At 47.7% G+C, this 24,571-nt stretch carries 15 protein-coding genes and 1 pseudogene; 12 read left to right on the forward strand and 4 right to left on the reverse strand.

Annotation, left to right across the window (positions count from 1 at the left end; translation table 11 throughout):
• The 8 genes from JGK07_RS26365 to JGK07_RS26400 all read left to right on the forward strand — a co-directional run.
• On the forward strand, positions 1-790 hold a 790-nt coding region (locus tag JGK07_RS26365; protein ID WP_293291121.1), incomplete at its 5' end, for an RluA family pseudouridine synthase.
• A gap of 76 nt (positions 791-866) precedes the next feature.
• On the forward strand, positions 867-1,430 hold the full coding sequence (locus tag JGK07_RS26370; RefSeq protein WP_293217924.1) for a Uma2 family endonuclease: 564 nt from the start codon (positions 867-869) through the stop codon (positions 1,428-1,430).
• 231 nt (positions 1,431-1,661) lie between these two features.
• Complete coding sequence (locus tag JGK07_RS26375) at positions 1,662-2,780, forward strand: alkene reductase (protein WP_293217921.1); 1,119 nt, start codon at positions 1,662-1,664, stop codon at positions 2,778-2,780.
• Positions 2,781-2,943: 163 nt separating this feature from the next.
• Positions 2,944-5,220 carry an ATP-binding protein gene (locus JGK07_RS26380; RefSeq protein ID WP_293243183.1) on the forward strand — a complete coding sequence of 759 codons (2,277 nt, stop codon included), beginning with the start codon at positions 2,944-2,946 and terminating at the stop codon, positions 5,218-5,220.
• A 23-nt stretch (positions 5,221-5,243) separates the two neighbouring features.
• A complete protein-coding gene (locus JGK07_RS26385) occupies positions 5,244-5,702 on the forward strand; it encodes a response regulator (protein WP_293179202.1) in 459 nt (152 codons plus the stop codon).
• Positions 5,703-5,741: 39 nt separating this feature from the next.
• Complete coding sequence (locus tag JGK07_RS26390; protein WP_293210172.1) at positions 5,742-7,412, forward strand: ATP-binding protein; 1,671 nt, start codon at positions 5,742-5,744, stop codon at positions 7,410-7,412.
• Between the two features lie 474 nt (positions 7,413-7,886).
• Complete coding sequence (locus tag JGK07_RS26395) at positions 7,887-8,891, forward strand: protochlorophyllide reductase (RefSeq protein WP_293179196.1); 1,005 nt, start codon at positions 7,887-7,889, stop codon at positions 8,889-8,891.
• A gap of 633 nt (positions 8,892-9,524) precedes the next feature.
• A complete protein-coding gene (locus tag JGK07_RS26400) occupies positions 9,525-11,531 on the forward strand; it encodes a ShlB/FhaC/HecB family hemolysin secretion/activation protein (protein WP_293243179.1) in 2,007 nt (668 codons plus the stop codon).
• Positions 11,532-11,606: 75 nt separating this feature from the next.
• On the opposite strand, the gene JGK07_RS26405 is transcribed toward JGK07_RS26400, so the two are convergent.
• The 4 genes from JGK07_RS26405 to JGK07_RS26420 form a co-directional block, all read right to left on the reverse strand.
• A complete protein-coding gene (locus JGK07_RS26405) occupies positions 11,607-12,617 on the reverse strand; it encodes an alpha/beta hydrolase (protein WP_293193695.1) in 1,011 nt (336 codons plus the stop codon).
• 114 nt (positions 12,618-12,731) lie between these two features.
• Positions 12,732-13,181, reverse strand: a complete 450-nt coding sequence (locus JGK07_RS26410; protein WP_293193693.1) for a hypothetical protein — start codon at positions 13,179-13,181, stop codon at positions 12,732-12,734.
• Between the two features lie 66 nt (positions 13,182-13,247).
• Positions 13,248-13,586: a DUF433 domain-containing protein gene (locus JGK07_RS26415; protein ID WP_293179181.1), complete on the reverse strand. Its 339-nt coding sequence runs from the start codon at positions 13,584-13,586 to the stop codon at positions 13,248-13,250.
• 14 nt (positions 13,587-13,600) lie between these two features.
• On the reverse strand, positions 13,601-13,837 hold the full coding sequence (locus JGK07_RS26420) for a hypothetical protein (protein ID WP_293179178.1): 237 nt from the start codon (positions 13,835-13,837) through the stop codon (positions 13,601-13,603).
• A gap of 405 nt (positions 13,838-14,242) precedes the next feature.
• On the opposite strand from JGK07_RS26420, the gene JGK07_RS26425 reads away from it, so the two are divergent.
• From JGK07_RS26425 to JGK07_RS26440, 4 genes and pseudogenes are all read left to right on the forward strand, one after another.
• Positions 14,243-14,860, forward strand: a complete 618-nt coding sequence (locus JGK07_RS26425) for a Uma2 family endonuclease (RefSeq protein WP_293179175.1) — start codon at positions 14,243-14,245, stop codon at positions 14,858-14,860.
• 52 nt (positions 14,861-14,912) lie between these two features.
• Complete coding sequence (locus JGK07_RS26430; protein ID WP_293291123.1) at positions 14,913-17,798, forward strand: S-layer family protein; 2,886 nt, start codon at positions 14,913-14,915, stop codon at positions 17,796-17,798.
• A gap of 61 nt (positions 17,799-17,859) precedes the next feature.
• Positions 17,860-20,969 (forward strand): annotated as a pseudogene (locus JGK07_RS26435) (S-layer family protein).
• Positions 20,970-21,738: 769 nt separating this feature from the next.
• Positions 21,739-24,354: a CHAT domain-containing protein gene (locus tag JGK07_RS26440; RefSeq protein ID WP_293225332.1), complete on the forward strand. Its 2,616-nt coding sequence runs from the start codon at positions 21,739-21,741 to the stop codon at positions 24,352-24,354.
• Positions 24,355-24,571: the final 217 nt, after the last annotated feature.

Consider the following 24,571-nt stretch of genomic DNA (forward strand, 5'->3'; position numbering starts at 1 on the left):
AGATGCCCAACCCCTACTCCCCACAACTCATCAAAACAATCATGGTGGAACGGGCATCTTGCCCGTTACCGATCGCTCTTGGGGCGCGCCAGATGCCCATCCCACAAATCTCAAAGAATTTGGTGGGACGAGCATCTTGCCAGTCACCAATCCCCAGGAAATGCTGCCAATTGTTTATGAAGACAAATGGTTAATTGCAGTCAACAAACCCCCAGACTTGCTGTCAGTTCCAGGTCGTTATCTGGAAAATCAAGATAGCGTTTTGAGTCGCTTGCAAAACTTGTTGCCGGATGGGTTAGAACTGACGGCGGTGCATCGGTTAGATTTAGCAACATCTGGGATTTTGTTGCTGGCGCGGGACAAAGAAACCAGCAGTCAACTAAGCCTGCAATTTGAGAAACGGCGGGTTCACAAAGTTTATGAAGCAGTGCTTTCGGGGACTGTCAACATAGAGGCGGGGACGATCGCACTCCCGGTAAAAAAAGACCCGAAAAATTCCCTGGTTCAGCAAGTTAATTTGGAGTGCGGAAAACCCAGCATTACTAGGTTTCAGGTAATGGCGAAGGAGGGAAATTGTACTCGCGTCGAGTTTTTGCCGCTGACGGGGCGCACGCATCAATTGAGGGTTCATGCAGCGGATGTTCGAGGGTTGGGAATACCGATTTTGGGCGATCGACTTTACGGATGTCGCGCCCCTGCGAACCGACTGCACTTGCACGCGCGGGAACTCTCCTTTGAGCATCCGCAGTTGGGTTCAAGGCTCAGCTTACAGGTGGCGACGCCATTTTGATCGCGCGGGCGATCGATATCTGTAGGATAATCAAGTGTAGGAATCTCAACAAAGCCTCTGTTCAGGAAACCTTAAAATGGTACAGACTCCCACTAAAATCCTTACCCTAGAAGAGTTTCTGAAGCGGCCGGAGACGGAACCCGCCAGCGAATACATTAATGGACGGATCGTCCAAAAACCAATGCCGCAAGGAGAACACAGTGCACTTCAGACTGAATTGTCCCCCGCAATTAACTCGGTTGTGAGGTCAAAAAAGATTGCACGAGCTTTCTGTGAACTCCGTTGCACTTTTGGTGGGCGATCGATTATACCCGATGTTTCGATATTCTTGTGGAACAGGATTCCTCGTCAGGAAAATGGTGCAGTGGCTAATGTTTTCTCAATTGCTCCAGATTGGGCGATAGAAATTCTTTCGCCCGACCAAAGCCAAACAAAGGTAACTAAAAATATTCTACATTGCTTGGCTCGCGGAACGCAAATGGGCTGGCTGATTGACCCCTCCGAGCAATGTGTATTTGTTTATTTGCGCGATCGACCAACAGCATTTTTTGACGAACCGGATCTACTGTTACCAGTGCCAGAATTTGTCAGAGAATTCAATCTGACAGTTAAAGGTTTATTTAGCTGGCTGCTGGATTAACTAAAAGTTTCGCAATAGTTCACCAAGATATTTGATATTAAAGCCCTCGTCTGCCGCCGGCGGTTGATAGTACGCAGTGATACACGCAGGCTATATCCGTAGGGTGTATCACTGCGTACCTTAGCAATAAATACGCCCATTGATATTTGTTGGCAAGTCCTGTTTAAGTTATCTTGAAAAGCGATCGAACTCCGATTGCTCACATTATTCAGTAAAGGACAGATCGAGATTATGACAACTCAAACAACATCTTCAATCCTCCTGAGTCCCTTCAAATTGGGAGATTTATCCTTAAAAAACCGGGTAGTCATGGCACCCATGACGCGATCGAGAGCCGGTGAAACGCGGATGCCCAACGCTTGGATGGCCGAGTATTACGCTCAGCGGGCCAGTGCTGGTTTGATCCTGACAGAAGCTACGGTGATTTCTTCTCAAGCTAACGGTTGGCTGAATACGCCCGGTATTTATTCAGACGAGCAAGCCGAAGCTTGGAAACAAGTTGTAAATGGGGTTCATGCCCGCGAAACACCAATTTTCATGCAGCTTTGGCACTGCGGGCGGGCTTCTCACAGCAGTTTTCAGGAAAACAATCAATTGCCAGTTGCACCATCTGCCATCAAAATCAATGGAGAAGGCATTCATACCCCTGCGGGCAAACAACCCTACGAAACTCCCCGCGCTCTAGAAACAGATGAAATCTCGATCGTTGTGGAAGATTATCGCCAGGCCGCAGAACGGGCAAAAATGGCGGGTTTTGACGGTGTAGAAATTCACGGTGCTAACGGATATTTAATTGACACTTTCCTTCAATCCAAAACTAATCAACGCACAGATTCCTATGGCGGTACAGTTGAAAATCGCTACCGTTTTCTCAAGGAAATTGTGGAGGCAATTCTGACAGTATTCCCTGCCAACCGAGTTGGAGTTCGACTTTCTCCCAACGGTGTTTACAATGATATGGGTTCTCCCGATTATCGCGAAACTTTTCTGTATATTGCAGGTCAGTTAAATGTCTACGGTTTAGCTTACCTTCACCTTGTGGATGGTTTAGCTTTTGGCTTTCACGAATTGGGAACGCCGATGATGATAGGAGAGTTTCGCGATGTATTTTCCCAGCCGCTGATTGGTAACTGCGGATACAATCAAGAACTAGCCCAAACAGCTTTGAGCAACAAAGTTGCGGATTTAATTGCTTTTGGTCGGGATTTTATCAGCAATCCGGATTTAGTAGAGCGTTTTGCTGGCGGTTGGCCGCTCAATCCGCCTGCGGTCGTCGGCGTCTGGTATTCTTTTGGGCCTGAAGGTTATATTGACTTTCCTACTTATCAGGAATCAGCAGCTATTTCTTAGACTGTTGAGCAAAAAGCTGACTGTAAGAGAATTTTTGGGCGGAGTGAACGTCCGGGCTGTTTCCTCCACCCAATGTGTAATGTGCGTCGTTTCCGGCTGCGAGAAAAGTGTTTTAATAAAGAGAAATAGAAATCATTTCTAGCCGGAGTTCTCCGCACGATTTATGATAGATGAAGTTGTTGATTTCACCCAAACTGTCGATTTAACCAATTGCGATCGCGAACCGATTCAAATTCCAGGGCTGATTCAGCCCCACGGGGTGCTGTTGGTTTTGCAGGAGCCTGACTTGAAGATTGTCCAGGTCAGCAATAACGCGTTGGCTTTGCTAGGTCAACAGCCCCAAGATCTGTTGGGCAAACCGCTATTAAACTTACTCGCTCCTCAGCAGATTAATGCAATTCGGCAGTGCTTAAGCGAAGACTTTGAGTATGTGAATCCGTTAGATATTTCTCTAAAAGCTCAAACAAAATTACTTCATTTTGATGGCATTGTTCATCGCTGCAATACCATAATTTTTTTAGAATTGGAACCAAAAAAGAAAAGACAAAAAACAGACTTCTTCCATTTTTACCAGCGATTAAAAGGAACGATTACTAAAATTCAAAAGGCTCCAACCTTGCTGGAAATGTGCGAGGTTGTAGTTAAAGAAGTGCGAAAAATCACTGGATTCGATCGCGTTATGGTATATCAATTTGATGCCGCAGGATCCGGACGGGTGATTGCAGAAGATCGGGTAGAAACGCTAACGCCTTATCTGGGCTTGCACTATCCGCCCAGCGACATTCCCCAGCAAGCGAGACAGCTTTATACCCTCAACTGGCTGCGGTTAATTCCAGACTCCTCCTATGAGCCTGTGGCGTTAGTGCCAGCGCACAATCCCTTAGACTCGCGCCCGACGGATTTGAGTTTATCGGTGCTGCGGAGCGTGTCTCCCGTACACTTGGAATACCTCAAGAATATGGGTGTATCAGCCTCCATGTCTATTTCACTGATCCAAGACCAAAAACTATGGGGGCTGATTGCTTGCCATCATTCGACGCCGAACTATGTGCCCTATAGCGTGCGAACCATGTGCGAGTTTGTGGGGCAGGTAATGTCGATCGAACTTGCAAACAAACAAGATCGTGAAGACTTAGACTACAAAATGACATTGAAGTCGCTCCAAAGCAAGTTTGTAGAATCGCTATCTCAGTCAAAAAGCTTCTGGGATGGATTAGTTCAACTCAACTCGAACCTGCTAGATCTGGTGGGTGCGACGGGAGTGGCGGTTTGCGCGGGAGAACAAGTTATTTGTATTGGTGAAACGCCGCCAGAAGCTGAAATTCCTGCCCTGCGGGAATGGATTAAAAGCCAAATTCAACACAACCTGTTTCAAACCCGATCGCTATCTGAAATTTATCCAACCGCAGAGTCATTTAAGAGCGTTGCGAGTGGACTGTTAGCATTAGAAATTTCCAAAGTCAACAAAAATTATATACTCTGGTTCCGTCCAGAAGTGATTCAAACAGTCAACTGGGGCGGCAACCCGAACAAACCTGTCGAAGTCACAATCGATCGCGAGATGCGGTTGTCTCCTCGCAAATCCTTTGAACTCTGGCAACAAACGGTGCAGGGCTGCTCGTTACCTTGGAAGTCCTGCGAGATCGAAGTCGCCACCGAACTGTGCAGCCTGATCGTCGGGATTATCCTCAGTCAGGCAGATGAAATGGCAAAGATTAATCTAGAATTGGAACGCAGTAACACTGAACTAGATGCCTTCGCTTACGTCGCATCCCACGATCTCAAAGAACCGCTGCGCGGCATTCATAACTATTCCAATTTCTTGATAGAAGATTACGGGGAGGTGTTGCACGAGGATGGCATCGCTAAATTGCAAACGCTGGTGCGCCTAACCCAACGCATGGAAGATCTGATTAACTCTCTGCTACACTATTCCAGGCTGGGACGCAGCGAACTTTCGCGCCAACCGACAAATCTCAACGATTTAGTGCGACAGTCGATCGACATTTTAAAGATCGGCGGGCCTCCGCAAGCGATCGAGTTTCGCACTCAATCGTTGCCGACAGTTGCCTGCGATCGCACTCAAATCAGCGAGTTATTCACCAACCTGATTAGTAACGCGATTAAATATAATAATAAAACCGAGAAATGGGTGGAAATTGGTTTGATCGAATCAGAATCCGCGAGCAGTAAAGACCCGAGTTTATATACCTTTTATGTGCGAGATAACGGCATTGGCATCCCCCAAAAGCATTTGGAGCGAGTTTTTCAGATATTCAAGCGACTCCACGCACAAGACGAATATGGTGGCGGTACAGGGGCAGGTTTGACGATCGTCCAAAAAATTGTCGATCGACACGGGGGAAAAATTTGGGTAGAATCGACGCCCGGTGAGGGCAGCACGTTTTACTTCACATTATCAGCGGCGGTCAAACCATGACCGGATATTCAGCGATGCGTGCTATGCAACTCCCTCCCTTGCTGATCGTTGAAGACAGCGACGAAGACTTTGAAGCGTTCCAACGTTACCTACACCCATCTTTTTCGCAAATCCCCGTCTATCGCTGCACTAATGGCGATCGGGCCCTGGCGTTTCTCTACCGCACCGAACCCTACACCAATCCTAACACTGCTCCGCGTCCGGGACTGATTGTGCTAGACCTCAACTTACCGGGAACGGATGGGCGAGAGGTACTATATAAAATAAAACAGGATCGTAATTTGAAAAAGATTCCGGTGGTTGTTTTCACCACATCTAACAATCCCAAAGACATCGCAGCCTGCTACGAACAAGGAGCGAACAGCTATATCATCAAACCTATGGATTTTAAGCTGTTGAAGCGAAGTATTCAGACGTTGTTGAGCTACTGGTTTGAAATCACGATGCTCCCTGTTCAGTCTCCGGAGGAAGACCAATTATGAGTCAAGTTGAGCGCACTGTTTTGATTGTGGAGGATAACCGTGATCTATCCCAACGGCAGAATCAGGTGGGCGCTGAGCCTGGGGAAAGTGTTTTATAATGCGATCGGGCAAGCGATGCGGATGTCGGGCGTAGATTTGGATATCACCGATCGCAAGCACACCGAGGAAGCACTGCGTCACAGTGAAGAGTTTAGAAAACGGGTGTTAGACAGCAGCAGCGACTGCATCAAAGTGCTGGATCTGGATGCACGACTTTTATACATAAATACAGGAGGGATGTGCCTGTTGGAGATCGACGATCTCACCCCCTATTTGAACGCGGAATGGCTCTGTTTTTGGCAAGATGAAGCTCGGGAAGAGGTGGAAGCTGCGATCGCGGCGGCGAAGGCAGGAGAAGTGGCTAGATTTCAGGGCTTTTGTGCCACCGCCAAAGGCACGCCAAAATGGTGGGATGTCGTGTTAGCACCGATCCGGGATGTGGCAGGCCAAGTTGTACAAATCTTATCGACTTCGCGGGATATCACCGATCGCAAACAAGCGGAAATCGAACGCGATCGCATTCTGCAATTAAAACAAGCTGCCCTGGCCGAATCGGAAAGAGTTAACCGCATCAAAGACGAGTTTCTGGCGGTGCTTTCTCACGAGTTGCGATCGCCCCTCAACCGGATCTTAGGCTGGACGAAGTTGCTGCAAACTGGCAGGCTGAATGAAACCAAAACTGTAGCAGCGTTAGCGACGATCGAACGGAATGCCCTGGCACAGGCTCAATTAATTGACGACTTGCTCGATATGGCTCGCGTGCTGCGCGGCAAACTGAGTTTGAATGTGACTGCTGTCAATTTGTTGTCTACCATTGAATCTGCGATCGAAACAGTGCAGACTGCCGCCACCGCCAAGTCAATTCTGATTCATCACGTGCTATCCAATATCGGGCAAGTGTCTGGGGATGCGGTTCGCCTCCAGCAAATTGTCTGGAATTTGCTTTCCAACGCTGTCAAGTTCACTCCCAAGGGTGGACGAATAGACGTTCGATTAGAGTTAGCAGACAACCAAGCGCAGATTGTGGTAACAGATACGGGTAAAGGCATCAATCGAGACTTTTTGCCCTACATCTTTGAGTCTTTCCGTCAAGAAGATGCTTCTGTTACTCGCAAACACGGGGGGCTAGGGTTGGGACTGGCGATCGTTTATCAACTGGTAGAAGCCCACGGCGGAACAATCAAAGCTGACAGTTTTGGGGAAGGAAAAGGAGCCACTTTTAGAGTCAGCCTGCCGCTGCTGAACGTCAAAACAGGGGAAAATCCGGACAAGTTATTAGAAGCAGAACAGGATCTCAGAGGCATCCGAGTGTTGGCAATTGATGACGAGGCAGACAGCCGGGAAGTAATCGGCGCATTCCTGGTTATGGCTGGAGCGGAGGTGATGACAGTTGCATCTGCGGCTGAATTTATGGTAGCCCTAGAGTCGTTTGTGCCGGATGTTTTGGTGAGCGATATTGGAATGCCAGAAGTCGATGGCTACAGTTTGATCGGATATGTGCGTTCTCTATCACCGGAGCGGGGGGGGCTGATCCCGGCGATCGCATTGACTGCCTATGCTGGAGAAATCAACCACCAACAAGCTCTGGCAGCAGGCTTTCAGAGGCACATTTCCAAGCCTGTGGAGCCAAATCTATTGGTTGGGGCGATCGCTGATTTACTGAGCAAATAGCTATGAAAACATCAGCCATAAATTGAGCATATCTTGATAACTTATTTCTCAATAATAGCTCATACCTAATACTTTTAACAAGACCATTTCCGACTACCTTTACCTTTCAATGCGTTCAAGTTATTCCCTCATATATATCATGTTCGCAGTGCGGACTTAAGTCCGCAAAAACGGTTCGTAGTGCGGACTTAAGTCCGCAAAATGCACTCCGATTCCGACTGAAGTCGGCACTACGAACTTATCTCCCGACTGAAGTCGGCACTACGAACTTATCTCCCGACTGAAGTCGGCACTACGAACTTATCTCCCGAATCTCCGAAAATGGGCTAGGAGTGTCGATCGGCAACCTAGAAAGTTGAGATTCACAACGTTTGGGCCTATCCTATTAACCTGAGGGCATCTGAAAACATCCGAGCTGCTAGCTCAGCTTTTGAGATGCCCCAAAATAATCAATAGCCAAGCATTTTTAAGAAAATGGCACAAAATCACAAGTCAACGGTTATCATCACCGGCGCATCCTCCGGCGTCGGCTTGTACGGCGCCAAAGCCCTTGCAGACAAAGGATGGCACGTAGTCATGGCCTGTCGCGACGTGCGAAAAGCCGGAGACGCCGCTCAAGAGTTGGGCATACCTCAAGGTAGTTTCACGATTATGCACATTGACTTGGGCGATTTGGAAAGCGTGCGCCGATTTGCTCGGGAATTCAAATCAAGCGGCAGGCCTCTAGACGCTTTGGTGTGCAACGCAGCTATCTATCTGCCTTTGATTAAGGAACCGCTGCGGAGCCCTGAAGGTTACGAGTTGACGATGACTACCAATCACCTCGGTCATTTCCTGCTGTGCAATCTGATGATGGATAGCATGAAACCTTCCTATTATCAAGATGCGAGAATCGTGATTTTGGGAACTGTGACTCACAATCCAGACGAGTTGGGTGGAAAGATTCCGCCGCGTCCTGATTTGGGCAAGTTTGAGGGTTTTGAAGCGGGTTTCCAAGATCCGGTTTCGATGGTAGATGGGAAGCAGTTTGAACCTGTCAAGGCTTACAAAGATAGCAAAGTTTGCAACGTGCTGACGATGCGGGAATTGCACCGCCGCTTTCACGAATCGACGGGGATTAATTTCACTTCGCTGTATCCGGGATGCGTGGCGGATACGCCACTTTTCCGCAATCACTATCCTTTATTTCAGAAACTTTTCCCGCTGTTTCAGAAGAATATCACCGGCGGTTATGTGTCGCAGGAGTTGGCGGGCGAAAGGCTGGCAATGGTGGTTGCAGATCCAGAATACAAGCAATCTGGGGCTTATTGGAGTTGGGGAAATCGTCAGAAAAAAGATGGTAAGTCTTTTGTGCAGAAGGTTTCTCCGCAGGCGCGCGATGATGAGAAAGGTGAGCGGATGTGGGAGTTGAGCGCTAAGTTGGTGGGATTGACTGACGGAGCTCCCATGGGTGCTGCTAGTGCGAGCCGCCCTGCATAATTAGGTTTGTAGTGAGGACTTTAGTCCTTCTTCTTGCGGACTAAAGTCCTCACTACGAACCTTGACGCACACAGGTTTGTAGTGAGAACTTCAGTCCTTCTTCTTGCGGACTAAAGTCCTCACTACAAACCTGTAGTTTGTGGGATGGGCGTCCCGCCCGTCTTTAAAGGACGGGCGGGACGCCCATCCCACAATAATTAAAATTCTAAGTTATTTAATTCGCGCTCCTAAGTTATTTAATTCTCATTCCTTACCAGGAAAAATTGGTTTAAATCCCCAAGCCTTGTAGGGAGAAATTAAAAAAAGACGATTGATTGCTCGACTCCTCTTCCTTTCCGGTAGAGGTCTCCCTCCTTTCGTCAAGTCAACTGTCAACCTGTATGCTGTCAACTGTCAACTGTCAACTGTCAACTGTCAACTGTCAAAGATATTTTTGCGGATCTGCATCCGGTTGCTGCGTAAGTTTTGGCGGAGGAACCAAAAGGTCGATCGACCTTTTGGTTTTTAGCCGTTGGGAAATTCTTGGCAGTGCCCGGTGTTGCCTTTTTTTCGGTTAAGATTAATTGTTAGTTTAGGGTGCGCTGGTTCCTTAAAATATTTTCACCCAATCTAGCGAAATAATAATTATATCATATGAACTGTAGATCGCAAAAATTATTTTTAATTGCTGGAATCTTTGGCTTAGTTTGGTTGGGAAAACCGACGAAAACATCCGCGAGCAACGTTGAAATTTTGACTTCAAATGTTGAGGATTTGGCAACAGTCCGCAGCGGAGCCGATCGACCTTTACGAACCAACGACACGAATCTTGACACCCGGGAAGACTTGCCCGCCACTGAGTCCGATCGATCGACTTTGGCACCAATTCTACCTGCGGAAACTCCCGATTTACAGCCAGAAGCTGCCAATTCTGTCGGTCGCACATTCGCCACGAACGATCGAGAAACTCAGCTTTCTAACCGAGATCAAAAGCTAAAAGAAAATATAGGTATCGATCGAGATTCGCAACTGAGCCAACTGCCCAACCCAATTCAACCCAGAGAGCCGGAATTGCCTGCACCAATAGCCCCGCAACCGCCGCCGCCGTCTCCCCTCCAACCAACTCCCCCAACACCAGTTCCCGGCGATTCCAGGCCGGGGATTCCGGGTACAATTCGGGTTTTGCGCTTTGAATTTGAGGGAAACACAGCTTTTAGCGATCGCGAACTCGCAGCAGTTACGCAACAGTTTGCGGGGCGCGACATCACCTTTGCCGAACTGATCGCAGCAGAAGGGGCAGTGACTCAAAAATACGTAGCAGCAGGATACATCAATTCCGGCGCTGTAATTCCCGCCAACCAAACATTTCCCAGAGAAGGAGGTGTGGTGAAAATTCGGATTGTCGAAGGCGGATTAGATGAAATTCAGATTAGTGGAAACAGGCGTTTAAATGCCAATTACGTGCGATCGCGCCTAGAACGTGTCACCAGGCGGCCATTGAATCGCGATCGCCTGCTGGAAGCTTTGCAAATGCTGCAACTCGACCCCTTAATTGCCAATATTTCGGCAGAATTGCAAGCTGGAAGCCGCCCGGAAAACAGCCGTTTGGAAGTGCGGATTAAAGAAGCAGACAGCTTCAGCGGCGAAGTTTTTCTAGACAACAATCGATCGCCCAGCGTGGGCAGTTTTCGGCGCGGCGCGCGCATCAATCAAGCGAATTTGCTCGGTTTGGGCGACGGATTAGAGCTATCCTACGCTAACACCGACGGCAGCAACGAATTCAACGGCAGCTACACAGTCCCCGTCAACGCGCGCAACGGCACGATTCGGTTTGCTGCGAGTGCTGCGAGCACTAACGTGATCGAGGAACCGTTTGATGCTGCGGAAATTGAGGGGAAATCGCGAACTTACGAGTTAACTTACCGCCAGCCGATCGTCGAAAAGCCCGATCGCACTTTGGCTGTGGGAGTAACTTTTTCGCGCCAAGAAAGCGATACATTCCTGTTGGGAGAAAGATTTGCGCTGTCAGCGGGAGCAAACGAGCGCGGCGAAACGCGGGTTTCGGCGGTGCGGTTTTTTCAAGAATACGTGCAGCGGAATTCCCGACAAGTGCTCGCAGCGCGATCGCAGTTTTCCATCGGTACCAATTTTTTGGGTGCTACTGCGAACGATAGCGGCCCTGACAGTCGCTTCCTGGCGTGGCGCGGACAAGCGCAGTACGTGAGGCTGCTAGCGCCGGAAACCTTGCTAATAGTGCGTTCCGACATTCAGTTCGCCGATCGCCCGCTGCTGTCCCTCGAACAAATCGGGATCGGCGGCGTGCAAAGCGTGCGCGGATACCGGCAGGATTTGTTGTTAACTGATAGCGGTGCGATCGCATCTGCGGAAGTGCGTATTCCAATTTGGCGCGTCCCGAAGGTCAAAGGATTGTTGCAGGTGGCTCCATTTATCGATTTGGGGGTAGGCTGGAACCATTCTGGCGAAAAAGCTAATCCTGATTCTGACAAGCTTCTGGGTGCTGGTGTGGGGTTGGTGTGGCAGATGGGCGATCGGTTTAATATGCGCTTAGACTATGGTATTCCCTTGATTAATGTCCGAGGGGGCGATCGAACTTTCCAGGAAAAAGGCCTCTACTTTCGGATCAATTATTTTCCGTTTTAATATTGTAGGTTGCGTTGAGTGCGATCGAACCCTACGCTTCGCTTCACCCAACACTTTCATCTTTAGCGCTGACGGTCAATTTTTATTAAGTGGCGATCTCAATTCAATCAGTTGATGAACCGCACTAACCACCAATTCAGGCTGATCTAGCATTACAAGATGTCCACTATTTTCTGCAATGATATGTTGGCTATTTGAGGATAGTTGGGTCAAGTCTCGCTGAAGCAATTGCCATTTCTGGAATCTTTCATCACTCATCTGTGGATTTTTAGAGCCTTGACTTAATACAATCAAAGGCAGATTCCCCAGTAGTGTACTCGCTTGCAATTGCTGAAAGCTCCTTTTCATATTGGCAAGCTCACTTGACGTAGTTGCCCAATAACAGGGGCGGTAACAGGAAGATTTGAAGGTGTCAAATAGAGCTTGCACTGCCAACGGATATTTTTGACTTTCTTGTTTGATATCCTTAAACATTGGCAACACATTCATATCTCCGATTAATCGTAACACTCCAACCCGACTGGCAATTATCAGAAGCTGGTAAAGCAAAATTACCCTTTTCATACGCTTCCATATTGCGGGTGTTATTTGATCTTCATGGACAGAATCAACCAGCACCAATCCGACGACTTCTTCTGGATGTTGACTGGCATATAGTCGCATATTGCCTCCACCCAAGGAGTGGCCAACTAAAATGTAGGGAGGTTCGATCTTAGCTTTCGTCAACAGGGCGTGTAATTCATCAACACTCTGCTGACTTGTGCGAGGTATCTTGGGATTGGGATCGCTCCAACCCAACCCTGCTCGATCGTAGGTACAGACACGAGTAAACTTAGCAATTTCAGAGGGAACCAGACCCCACGTAATTGAGGGAGCACCACCGCCAGCATCCATAATGACTGTTGGTGTCCCTTTTCCCACACAGTTGAGATGTAGACGAAATCCTCCAATATCAAACAGTTCACCCTGCGGAGGATACTTGCGTCGATCGATTATTTGACTGACTGCTTGATAGAGAATTCCAGCAAATAAACTGATAGCGGTAATACCTAGAGCAAGCACGATCAATTTTTCTGTGGTTGTCATAGCAAAATTTATAGAACTGATACCATTGCACTCAAGTTTATCTTTTATAACGATTAATTTGCCGCTTCGACCGGGTTGTTATGCCGCCGCGATCGCCCTATAGTGCTATTGCCTCTACATACTTTTCTGATACTGCTCAATCGTCGCTGCAATTTTATTCATCAATTGTTGATCCTGCTTTGGATCGAATGGGGGCGCATTTTTCCAATCATAAAACCATACTGGCTTCCGTTGCTTCTCTTCTGGCTCAGTTGCGAACCTCGGAAACACATGGGCATGTAGTGCCGCTTCACTGTTACCCAAGATTTCGTAGTTGATACGAATTGCACCAGTGACCTCAAGCAAAGCATCACCCAAAACCGTCATGTCTTGTAAGAAGATTATGCGTTGCTCCATTGTTAAAGCGTTCAGACTTGGCACAACTGGATCGGGTAGCAAAAGTGAATACCCCTGCAAGAACTGAACATCACCAAGCACTACCCAGCCCGATGGAACCCGACAAATTACTGCCGGATTAATTCCCTGACGTGCTTCCTCGACTCGACGATGAATCAGAGTAATCATTCTAAGTTTTAGTTGCCCTAACTATTGGGTCGATCGTATTGTCGAAGTTTTCATCAGCAAGAAATTTTAACATGGTTCTTGCGCTGTTTTGCGGGCAAGCAGGCGATCGCGCAAGCCTTGTGGGTCGAATTTTGCTTGATTCATAGTGCGAATCTCTTGCGATTGCTGCCGTCGCTGTTGCAAGTACGCTTCTACTTCCGATTCGTGCTTGAGATAGAAGGCGATCGTGGCATAAACGTCAGCTAGATTCAGAGACGGATAGCGATAAACAGTTTCTTCTGCGGTCGCGCCCTGCTGAAAAACACCGATTACAGTATCTAATGTAACGCGAGTTTTGCCGACGAGAATCACACCATCTTCATTTGCATTTAAAGGAGCCCGTTCAGCTACGATTGTCAGTGTCATAAGCATCTTCAAATTCAATATCCCAATAGTAGCAAATCCACTCGTCGCGCTTCCAACATTGCAGCCACGTCCTCATCTGTCGGTGCGGGTTGGTCTGTCTTTAGCAAGCCTCGCATCCGCTGAATCGCACCAGAACGATCGCCCCTGGTAACTGGCGGATATTGCAAGGACTCAATGATGGCGCTCACTAACGCAAGGCGATCGCTCGGTGGCAGTTTGAAGACCTGCTCTTTGACTTCTTCTAGCAACATAGACGGCTCCTAAGATTGAAGGTGTCTACCATCTAGTATGAACGATTGCGTTCTCCATGACCAGGTAGAATTAGCTCTGTTCCCGGTAACTCATTCAAACTCATGACTCTTTCTCCTCTGAGTTATATCAAATCCCGTAGCATCAGAATTTTTCATCTCTCTTATCTCCCTCTGTGTTCTCTGCGTTCTCTGTGGTTAAATCACGATCGTGCAACGGTCAACGATCTTACATTCAAAACCTTTGATAAATTTCTCACATTTTAGCGCTGACAGTCAAATTTTATTAAGTGGCGGTCTCGATCGCTACTTGGATCGCGATCGCACTGATACGATCCAAATATATAATTATAATGGAACCGGAAACGATATAAATCCTAACCTAGTTAACACAAGAGGGCTTGTCTTATGGTTCAGACAAAAACTAAACTAACATTTGTAGAGTTTATCGAAAAGTACCCCGACGGATCGGGCATCTACGAACTTGTAAATGGAGAGATTGTCAAAGTGGAAGCAACCAGAGCTCATAAAAATGTAGCACGATTTCTAGTATTTGGCTTTAACGATGAAATCAGGCGCTTGGAACTTGACTATATCGTTGACAAAGATATAGTTTTCAGAACTGTAACAGCGAGGGGGCAAGAGCAAGGCAGAAATCCTGATGTCGGCGTGGTCAAGGCATCAGTATGGAATAGCAATGTCCGCGGCTACGGAGCCCTTACCGAACCTATACAATTAGCAGTAGAAGTAACTTCAACTAACTGGGAAGACGACTATGTTGATAAGTTGGATGAGTATCAACGGCTCGGTATTTGTGAATATTGGATTGTGGACTATTTAGCTATCGCTTCTAGGGCTTATTTAGGTAATCCCAAAATTCCCACAGTTTTTGTTTACTCTTTGGAAAATGACCGCTATTTAGTTCAAAGTTTTACAGGTAATGAGCGCATTATCTCTAAAACTTTTCCCGAACTAGAAATCACTGTAGAGCAAATTGTGATTAGCAGCCAAATGCAAAACCTTTAGAGAAACGAGATGAGCTTACACAGATCGACTTTATCCTAAAAATAATTTTTTTATGCCTCGCTTACATTACTCCCTACTGTTTGCCTTCCTGTTGCTATTTCCCGCAAGTGCGATCGCCCAAATCATCCCCGACAGCACTTTAGGTGCCGAAAGTTCGCGCCTTGTACCGGATACAATCAACAACTTACCCTCAGATCGCATTTCAGGAGGCGCAACTCGCGGCTCTAATCTCTTTCACAGTTTCCGCTCCTTCAACATCGGTGAAGGGCGGGGACTTTATTTTGAAAATCCCAGCGGAATTGCTAACATCTTCACCCGCGTCACGGGCGGGCAACCCTCAAATATTTTAGGAACCCTCGGAGTCCTAGGCAATGCCCCCAATGCAAGATTAGATTTGCGCGGTTCATTTGTCGCTTCAACGGCTGACAGTATTGTATTTAATAACGGCTTTGAATTCAGCACCACCACAGGGCAAACATCCCCACTGTTAACAGTTAATATTCCAGTTGGTCTGAGATTTAGAGACAATCCCGGTACAATTGTCAATCAATCCACAGCTACAGGAACAGTCAATCTCCCAGGAACATCTCCCGTAGCGATTCCAATTACCGAGAGAGTTGGCTTAGCAGTAGACAAGGGTCAAACTTTAGCACTGATTGGCGGCGACATCCAAATCCCAGGCGGCAATTTAACCGCTAGTGGCGGACAAATTTTGCTCGGTAGCGTAGCCAGTCCTGGTTTAGTAGATTTGGCACTAACCCCTGGTGTATCCGGGCCTGGTAATCTTACTTTAAATTATGGCAACATTCAAAACTTTGGCAATATTCAAATATCCAATGGTACGCTGATTAACACGAGTGGAACAGGTGGCGGTAGAGTAGAAATAACAGGTGGAAATATCGGTATCAACGCTGCACAAATATATGCGTTCACCTTTGGAAATGCTGGCGGAAAAGGTATTGATATAAACGCCCAAAAAATGCAAGTAAAAAATGGCACGCAATTGTCTACTTTCACTTTAGGAGATGGTGCTGGAGGTAATATCAATTTGCGCGGTGCTGATTCGGTAGAAATGAGCGGGCAGGGAATTGAGAGCTTTCAACAAATTGTAATTAAATATCTCCTATCGGGAACAGTTGACCCTTTTGACCCTAAGTTTATGTTTTTTAACGGTACTGCTGGCGCCGGAAATGGGGGAAGCGTCAACATCGATACCGGACGGCTGCTGATGCGCGATGGGGTAGTAGGTAGCGGCATTACTTTAGGTGCTGGAAATGGCGGCAATCTGAATATCCGCGCCAACACTTTTGAAATCGCGAGTTCTGGAATCAACAACGCCACAGCTAAAGATAGTAGCGGTGCCGGAGGAAGCATCAACCTTGATGTTGGGCGGTTAATTATGCGCGATGGTTCCCTTCTCGGCAGTACGAGTTACAGTAACGGGCCGTCGGGAAATATCACCGTAAAAGCTGCTGAATCGGTAGAACTGTCCAACTCCAGTAGCAGAACTGCTATATCAACTGGAATCAGCACTCTCAGTATCGGTTCTAGCGGCAGAGCAGGGGATATTACGGTTGATACCAAGCGCTTGAGTCTTGCTGACGGTTCTGCTTTTACATTAGGAACAGGTATATTAGTGGGCTTTCTGTTTTCCAGGAACGGCGGAGCGGCGGGAAACTTAACAGTTAGGGCCAGCGAGTCAGTGGAAATTACAGGAATTTCTCCTGTTTTGACTAGCGGGAATCGCACTGATAGTGCGCTGAGTTCTGCAACTTTGAGTTCTAGTCGGGGCGGGAATATCCGCGTCGATACGCCGAGGTTGGTGGTGCGGGATGGGGGGCTAATTTCTACGAGATCTTTTGGTGCTGGAAATGGAGGTGATGTTACTATTAATGCCGATCGCATTGAAGTCAGTGGCATCAGCAGTAACGGTTTATCTGTCAGTTCAATTGATGCTTCTGTCGGCAGCCGGTTCCCGATTAATAGTCCCAACCCGACGGCGAATGCTGGCGAATTGAATCTTAATACCCGTCAATTGATCGTTCGGGATGGCGCTACAGTCACGGTGCAGGCTAGGGGAACCGGACGGGCTGGTAATATCAATGTTGTCGCAGATGCAATTTCCCTTGACGCCAAAAGCAGCATTGACGGCACAACTGTATCCGGTACGGGTGCAAATATTAACCTGCAAGCAAAAAGCATTGAGTTGCGACGCGGCAGCCGGATTACTACCGATGCAGGTAATTCCGACGGCGGTAACATCAATCTCAACAGCCAGATTCTAGTCGCCCTCCCCCAAGAAAATAGCGACATCACCGCCAACGCCCGCACCGCAGGTGGCGGCCGCGTCAATGTTAATGTCCCGAATGTCTTGGGCTTTGCAGCAGTCGGCCGCGAACAAGTCAGAAGCAGGTTGAATCTCAGTGACGCGCAATTTGCAGCTTTGCAAGTCAGTCCTACTTCTCTGCTTGAGAGTAGCGACATCGCCGCGATTTCTCAAAGTGCAGGCCCGGCTTTGCAAGGTACTGTTACTTTTAGTTCTTCTGGGGTGAATCCCGCTCAAGGTTTGGTAGAATTGCCACAAAATGTGGTGAATCCGGCTGCATTAATTGCGGCAAATCCCTGCATTGAAGGAGCCGATAACGAGTTTACTGTTACTGGTCGGGGGGGAGTGCCTCCTAGCCCCAATGACTCTCTGGGTAGCACAGAAACACCGTTTCCGTGGATAGAAATAGAAGAGGAAGGAAGAAGGAAGAAGGAAGAAGGAAGAAGGAAGAAGGGAAGAAGGGAAGAAGGTGAAATTCCCGATCGGGAAGTTGTTCCTGCTCAAGGCTGGGTGATGAATGAGAAAGGGGAAGTTACGCTGGTGGCTGCGGAAGTTGCCGGTCAATTTCCACAGCGCACGAGGCGTCCTGATTCTGTTTGTCAGCCTCGATAACTACAAACAGGGCAAATGCTAGAAATTTTATGACCGAATGTTAGCTAACAAAAGGTTGATTATGATTTTCCAATATCTCTACTTATGGCAGATTTGCCAAATTAATGAACTCAAAGACCGAGACAAATACTATATTTTAAGAGTGATTTACCTTTTAGATCGCGATCGGTCGATTACGAAAAGAAAAACGGTTCGTAGTGCGGACTTTAGTCCGCAGAATAAGAGCGGACTAAAGTCCGCACTACGAACTTTACTTGTTGCGGTTAATCGACGGAACCTGATATTATTTGCATTTTTTTACCTGTGTCTGTTTACTGAAAGTGCGATCGCCCAAATCGTCCCCGACAGCAGCTTGGGAGCAGAAAGTTCGCGCCTTGTACCCGATAATATCAACAACTTACCATCAGAGCGAATCACTGGTGGTGCCACTCGCGGCGTGAATTTATTTCACAGTTTTCGAGAATTTAACATCAAAAGTGGAGAGGGAGCTTATTTTGAAAATCCCAGCGGAATTGCTAACATCTTCACCCGCGTCACGGGCGGGCAACCCTCAAATATTTTAGGAACCCTCGGAGTCCTAGGCAATGCGGACTTATTTTCGGCCCCAACGCTCGGTTAGATTTGCGCGGTTCGTTTGTCGCTTCAACTGCTGAGAGTATTGTATTTAATAACGGCTTTGAATTCAGCAGCACCACAGGGCAAACATCCCCGCTGTTAACAGTTAATATTCCAGTTGGTCTGAGATTTAGAGACAATCCCGGTACAATTGTCAATCAATCCACAGCTACAGGAACAGTCAATCTCCCAGCAACATCTCCCGTAGCGATTCCGATTACAGATCGAGTTGGCTTAGCAGTAGACAAGGGTCAGACTTTAGCACTGATTGGTGGCGACATCCAAATCCCAGGTGGCAATTTAACTGCTAGTGGCGGACAAATTGCACTCGGTAGCGTAGCCAGTCCCGGTTTAGTAGATTTGGCACTGACATCGAGTCCACAGCAGGGGAGTTTAAGTTTAAATTATGGCAACATTCAAAACTTTGGCAATATTCAAATATCCAATAGTACGCTGATTAACACGAGTGGAATAGGTGGCGGTAGAGTAGAACTCAAAGGTGGAAATATCGGCATCAATGCTGCACGAATATATGCGCTCACCTTCGGGAATATTGATGGAAAAGGTATTGATATAAACACCCAAAAGTTGCAAGTGCAAAACGGGACGCAATTGTCTACTTTCACTTTTGGAGATGGTGCTGGAGGTAATATCAATTTGCGCGCTGCTGATGCAATAGAAATCAGCGGGCTGGGAATTGAGGGCTTTCAACAGATTGTAATTAAATATCTGGCATCGGGACTAATCGACCCATTAGCTGCGAACTTTGTGTTGCTTAATGCTACTGCTGGCGCTGGAGCAGCCGGAGACATTAAAATCGATACTGGACGCCTGCTGATGCGGGATGGTGCAATATTTGGCGGCATAGCTTTTGGTGCTGGAAATGGTGGAAATTTAAGCATCCGTGCGAATACTTTTGAGATTCAGGGTTCTGGGAGCAACAACGCAACAACGAAAGGGAGTACCGGTGCGGCAGGAAATATCACCGTTGATGTCCAAAGATTGATCCTGCGGGATGGTGCTATTCTCGCCAGCACTAGCTACAACGCTGCCCGATCGGGAAATATAACAATTAAAGCTGCTGAATCGGTACAATTGTCGAACACCATTTCTCAAACTGCTGTCGCAAGCGGCATCAGCACGCTTACCATCGGCTCTACCGGAAAGGCGGGAGATATCACTATCGATACAAAACGGCTGAGTCTTTCTGGGGGCTCCGCGTTCACCTTGGGGAGCGGTGTTTCGGTTGGCGGAGTTATCTTCTCTACGAATGGGGGGCCAGGAGGAAACTTAACTGTTAGGGCTAGCGAATCAGTAGAAATTGCAGGTATTTCTGAAGTTTTGAGCAATGGGAATCAAGTTGCTAGTGCTTTTTCCTCTGGAACAATTAGTTCTAGCCGGGCCGGGGATATCCGCATTGACACGCGAAACCTGATTCTGCGGGATGGGGGCTTCATTTCTTCTAATTCTTCGGGTAAAGGAAACGTGGGGGATATTACGATTAATGCCGATCGCGTCGAAGTAAATGGTAGTTTAGGTAATCCTCGTTTTAACAGTTCTATTGATGCTTCTGTTGGCAAGGCGACGGGTGATAATCCCAATGCTACGGCAAATGCAGGTTCGGTGAACTTGAATGTCGATCGATTGATTGTCCGGAATGAAGGCAATGTGACGGTGCAAGCTTTGGGAACCGGGCGCGCTGGTAATATCAATATTGTCGCAAATGCGATCGGCCTTGACAACAAAGGTAGCATTGATGGTAGAAGTGCATCCGGTGTCGGAGCAAATATTAACCTGCAAGCACGAGACATCCAATTGCGCCGCGGAAGTCGAATTACCACCGATGCGGGTACTTCTGAAGGTGGCAATATCAATATTAATAGCAATACTTTGCTCGCCCTCCCCCAAGAAAACAGCGACATCACCGCCAACGCCCGCACCGCAGGTGGCGGCCGCGTCAATGTTAATGTCCCGAATGTCTTGGGCTTTGCAGCAGTTGGCCGGGAACAAGTCAGAAGCAGGTTGAATCTCAGTGACGCGCAATTTGCAGCTTTGCAAGTCAGTCCCACATCTCTGCTTCAAAGTAGCGACATCACCGCGATTTCTCAAAGTGCTGGCCCGGCTTTGCAAGGGGCGGTAACATTTACTGCTTCTGGGGTAAATCCCGCTCAAGGTTTAGTAGAGTTGCCACAAAATGTGGTGAATCCGGCTGCGTTAATTGCTGCTAATCCCTGCGTTGAAGGAGCCGATAACGAGTTTACTGTCACGGGGAAAGGAGGAGTGCCACCGAGTCCTAATGACTTTCTTGGTAGCGCACAAACGCCGTTTCCGTGGGTGGAAGCAGAAGGAAGTTCGGCAACGAGCGCTGTACGGGATGTAACGGATGTAACGGATAGAAGTCCGAAGGAAGAAAGGGAAAAAAAAGCTCGGGAAGTAGTTCCGGCGCGCGGTTGGGTGGTGAATGAGAAAGGGGAGGTGACGCTGGTTGGATACAATCCAGGTAATGCTGCTGAGTCTCGCAATCCTCGATCGAATTCTCTTTGTCCGTCGCGCTGACAAGATGTTTTTTACGGCGGATAAACGCGGATTAATTGGGTGCATCTCAATGCAAGCAAATATGTTTGTATGGGCTATAGCATGACCGCAGTGAATATAAGATTATAACTAATAACTTATATGCAGTCATGCTTCTTCAGGCTTCAAAAACCAGATGCACCCGATTAATTGGTGATTGGTAAGTGGTGTACTGAATTTAAATTGTCTATTTTAATGCAATACAATTGAGAGCAGACCGCCAAGAGAGCAAAAGCCATGTGAAAAATAAATTCTGCGATGGGAGCATCTCAGTTTTGCTATAGTGCGAGCGTCCCCGCTCGCGTGCGTCCCCGCTCGCGTGCGTCCCCGCTCGCGTGCGTCCCCGCTCGCGTGCGTGTATAAGCCAATACGGTTTACTTAAGACAGTCCGTTGGAAAAACGAGGTGAAAAATAGACGCTGCGATTGCCGCGCGTGGACGTTCGCAATGACAAAAAAGCATTAAGTAAACCGTATTGGTGTATAAGCACGCGAGCGGGGACAGCACTAAAATAAAAAATGCTTCTTACAAAACTGAGATGCTCCCTTCTGCGATTGCTTCGTTCCTCGCAATGACAATTATCACCCAATACAGTTTACTTAGGACGGTACAGGGGGAAAAAGCAATGTGAAAAATAGATTCTGGGATTGCTTCGTTCCTCGCAATGACAATTATAACCCAAGCCTATTGTATTTTAATGCCCTATTTCACCCTCTCCCACTCTCTCCCCGTCTTCCTACAAGTGCTTGAATATGAAATTTACCCGATCGCTCCGACAAGCAATTCTCTTATTTCTGATATCCTGTCTGCTAGCGGTGGCGATTCCTCCCGCAGTTGCTCAGATGCGGTCACCACCAGCGGTGCAGCTTGTCCGACAAGCTCGAACTCTGTATGCTTCAGAACGTTTTTCCGAAGCTGTGCCGCTGTTACAGCAAGCGGCGACGCAATTTGAGGCAAAAGGTCAAAATCTCGATCGCGCGGCGGCTTTGAGCAATTTAGCTGCAACCTACGGGCAACTAGCGCTTTGGGAACAAGCAGAACAAGCTGTGAATTCGAGTTTGTCGGTGGTGCGGGCGCAACCCAAAACTCCCGAACAGCAGCGGATTTGGGCGGAAACTCTCAACATTCAAGGACAGATTAAACTCGAACGGGGGCAGACTCAAGATGCGATCGACATTTGGACGCAAGCTGCTAAATTTTTTGAGCAAATTGATAGCAAAAATCAACTTTTGCAAGTTCAAATCAATCAAAGTCGAGCTTGGGAAACTCTCGGACTTTACCCCAGAGCTTGCAAAATATTGTTAGGTTCTTTGAACCTGGAAAACAAAACCTGTGAAGTTTTGCCCGCAGGCTTAGTAAGTTTGAAAAATCAATCTGTTTCCTTACAAAATATTCGGGCAATTAATGCTTTAGCCAGGGTGCTGCGGGTTTTGGGACAACTGGAACGCTCCGAGGATTTGCTGTCAGCGGGAATGGAAGCAGCCCGAAAAATAGGTGTCCGACAAGAAGAGGCTGCAATTTATTTGAATTTGGGAAACACAGCCCGGGCTAAAAGCAATAAACCGGGTTTGAGTATGGAAAAGCGGACTGATTTGGAACGCTCCGCCTTAGAATATTATGCTCTAGCGGCAGAGGCGATGCCGGGGAAATCAACTATCGGGATGCAGGCGAGGTTGAATCAATTGAGTCTGTTTGCAGATAGCCAAAATGCCTCGGAAGCACAGATTTTGTGGCGTTCTCTTGAACCTCAAGTCGCTCAATTCCCTTCCAATCGTGCTGGGCTTTACGCTCAAATTAATCTAGCACAGACCTTGATTAAATTGGATAAATTACCAATCGGTACTCCAGGTTTGAGCGATATCGCTCAAATGCTTTCCTTGGCTGGGGAATCGGCAAACCGTTTGGGCGACAAACGAATACAAGCTTATATTTTAGGAGCTAGGGGCAAGGTTTACGAACTCAAACAACAGCATTCTATAGCTGAAACTTTGACTCTTGAAGCTTTGAGTTTAGCACCGGCGTTTCAATCTCCCGATATTGCCTATCAATTATTGTGGCAACTCGGACGGATTCGGAAAGCTCAGGGGAATACAGAAGGGGCGCTCGTTCAATATACTCAAGCTGTAAATGTATTGTCTTCTCTGCGCGGCGATTTGGTAACAGTTAATCCCGAAGTGCAATTTTCGTTTCGGGAAAGTGCCGAACCAGTTTATCGGGAATTAGTCGGGCTGCTGTTGCAAGATGAATCCCCCACTCAAGATAAGTTAAAACAGGCTCGCCAAACGGTGGAATCTTTGCAGTTGGCGGAATTGGATAACTTTTTTCGGGATGCTTGTGCTGATGCTAAACCAAAGTCGATCGAGGAAATCGATCCGACGGCGGCGGTGATTTACCCAATTATTTTGAGCGATCGTTTGGAGGTAATTTTGTCAATTCCCGGCAAGCCTCTGCGCCGCTATACGACTAAGAAGTCTCAATCCGAGTTAGAAACAGCCTTCAAACTAGCCAAAAATACCATCAGGCCTTCTGCTTTTGTGCGCGACAGGTTCCCACCTATTCAACAGGTTTACGACTGGTTAATCCGCCCCGCAGAAGCCGATTTGACTGCCAGCGGGATTAAAACGCTGGTATTTGTGCTCGATGGTTACTTGCGAAATCTGCCGATCGCAGTGCTGCACGATGGCGAAAAGTTTTTGGTAGAAAAATACAGTATTGCTTTGGCGCCGGGACTGCAATTGCTGGCACCGAAACCGCTCAGCCAAGTAAAGTTAAAAGTGCTAACTGGTGGCTTGTCGGAATCGCGTCAAGGCTTCTCGGCTTTGCCGGGGGTGAAACAGGAACTCGAACAAATTTCAGCCCAGATGCCGGCGAGTGCGCTGCTGAATCAAGATTTTGTCAGCACGCAGTTGCACGATCGCATTAAAGCTTTGTCTTACCCGATCGTCCATTTAGCAACTCACGGTCAGTTTAGCTCGAATGCGGCGGATACTTTTATTGTGACTTGGGATCAAAAAGTAAATGTTAAGGAGTTCGATCGACTTTTGCGATCGCGCACTGGGGAGAAACAACAGCCGATCGAGCTTTTGGTGTTGAGTGCTTGCGAAACTGCTTCCGGCGATAACCGGGCCGCATTGGGTTTAGCTGGCGCCGCAATTCGATCGGGTGCTCGCAGCACAGTCGCCACCCTTTGGCAAGTAAACGACGAATCTACCGCTATTTTTATGACTGAGTTTTACCGCCAGCTTGGTGGTTCTAAAGCCAGCAAAGCTGAAGCCCTCCGCAACGCTCAATTAACCCTGCTGCAAAACGAAGAGTATCAAAATCCTTATTTCTGGGCGCCTTTCGTGCTAGTAGGGAATTGGCAATAAGTTGACAGTTGACTGTTGACTGTTGACTGTTGACTCCGAAAGCAGTTTGTAGGGGCGGTGCCCCCTGGCCCGCCCTCTTAGTTGGGTGGTTTTATTGTCGGGAAAAGAAATCTGAAACTACCAAAATTATCGATCGAAGATTGGCTCGTGCTTGGGCCAAGGTACGTAGTTGCGCTTCAGCGCTCTTTCCTAGATCTCAGCAAAGAGTGCTCCCATC

It is taken from the genome of Microcoleus sp. PH2017_24_DOB_U_A (assembly GCF_020738205.1).
Lineage (GTDB): Bacteria > Cyanobacteriota > Cyanobacteriia > Cyanobacteriales > Microcoleaceae > Microcoleus.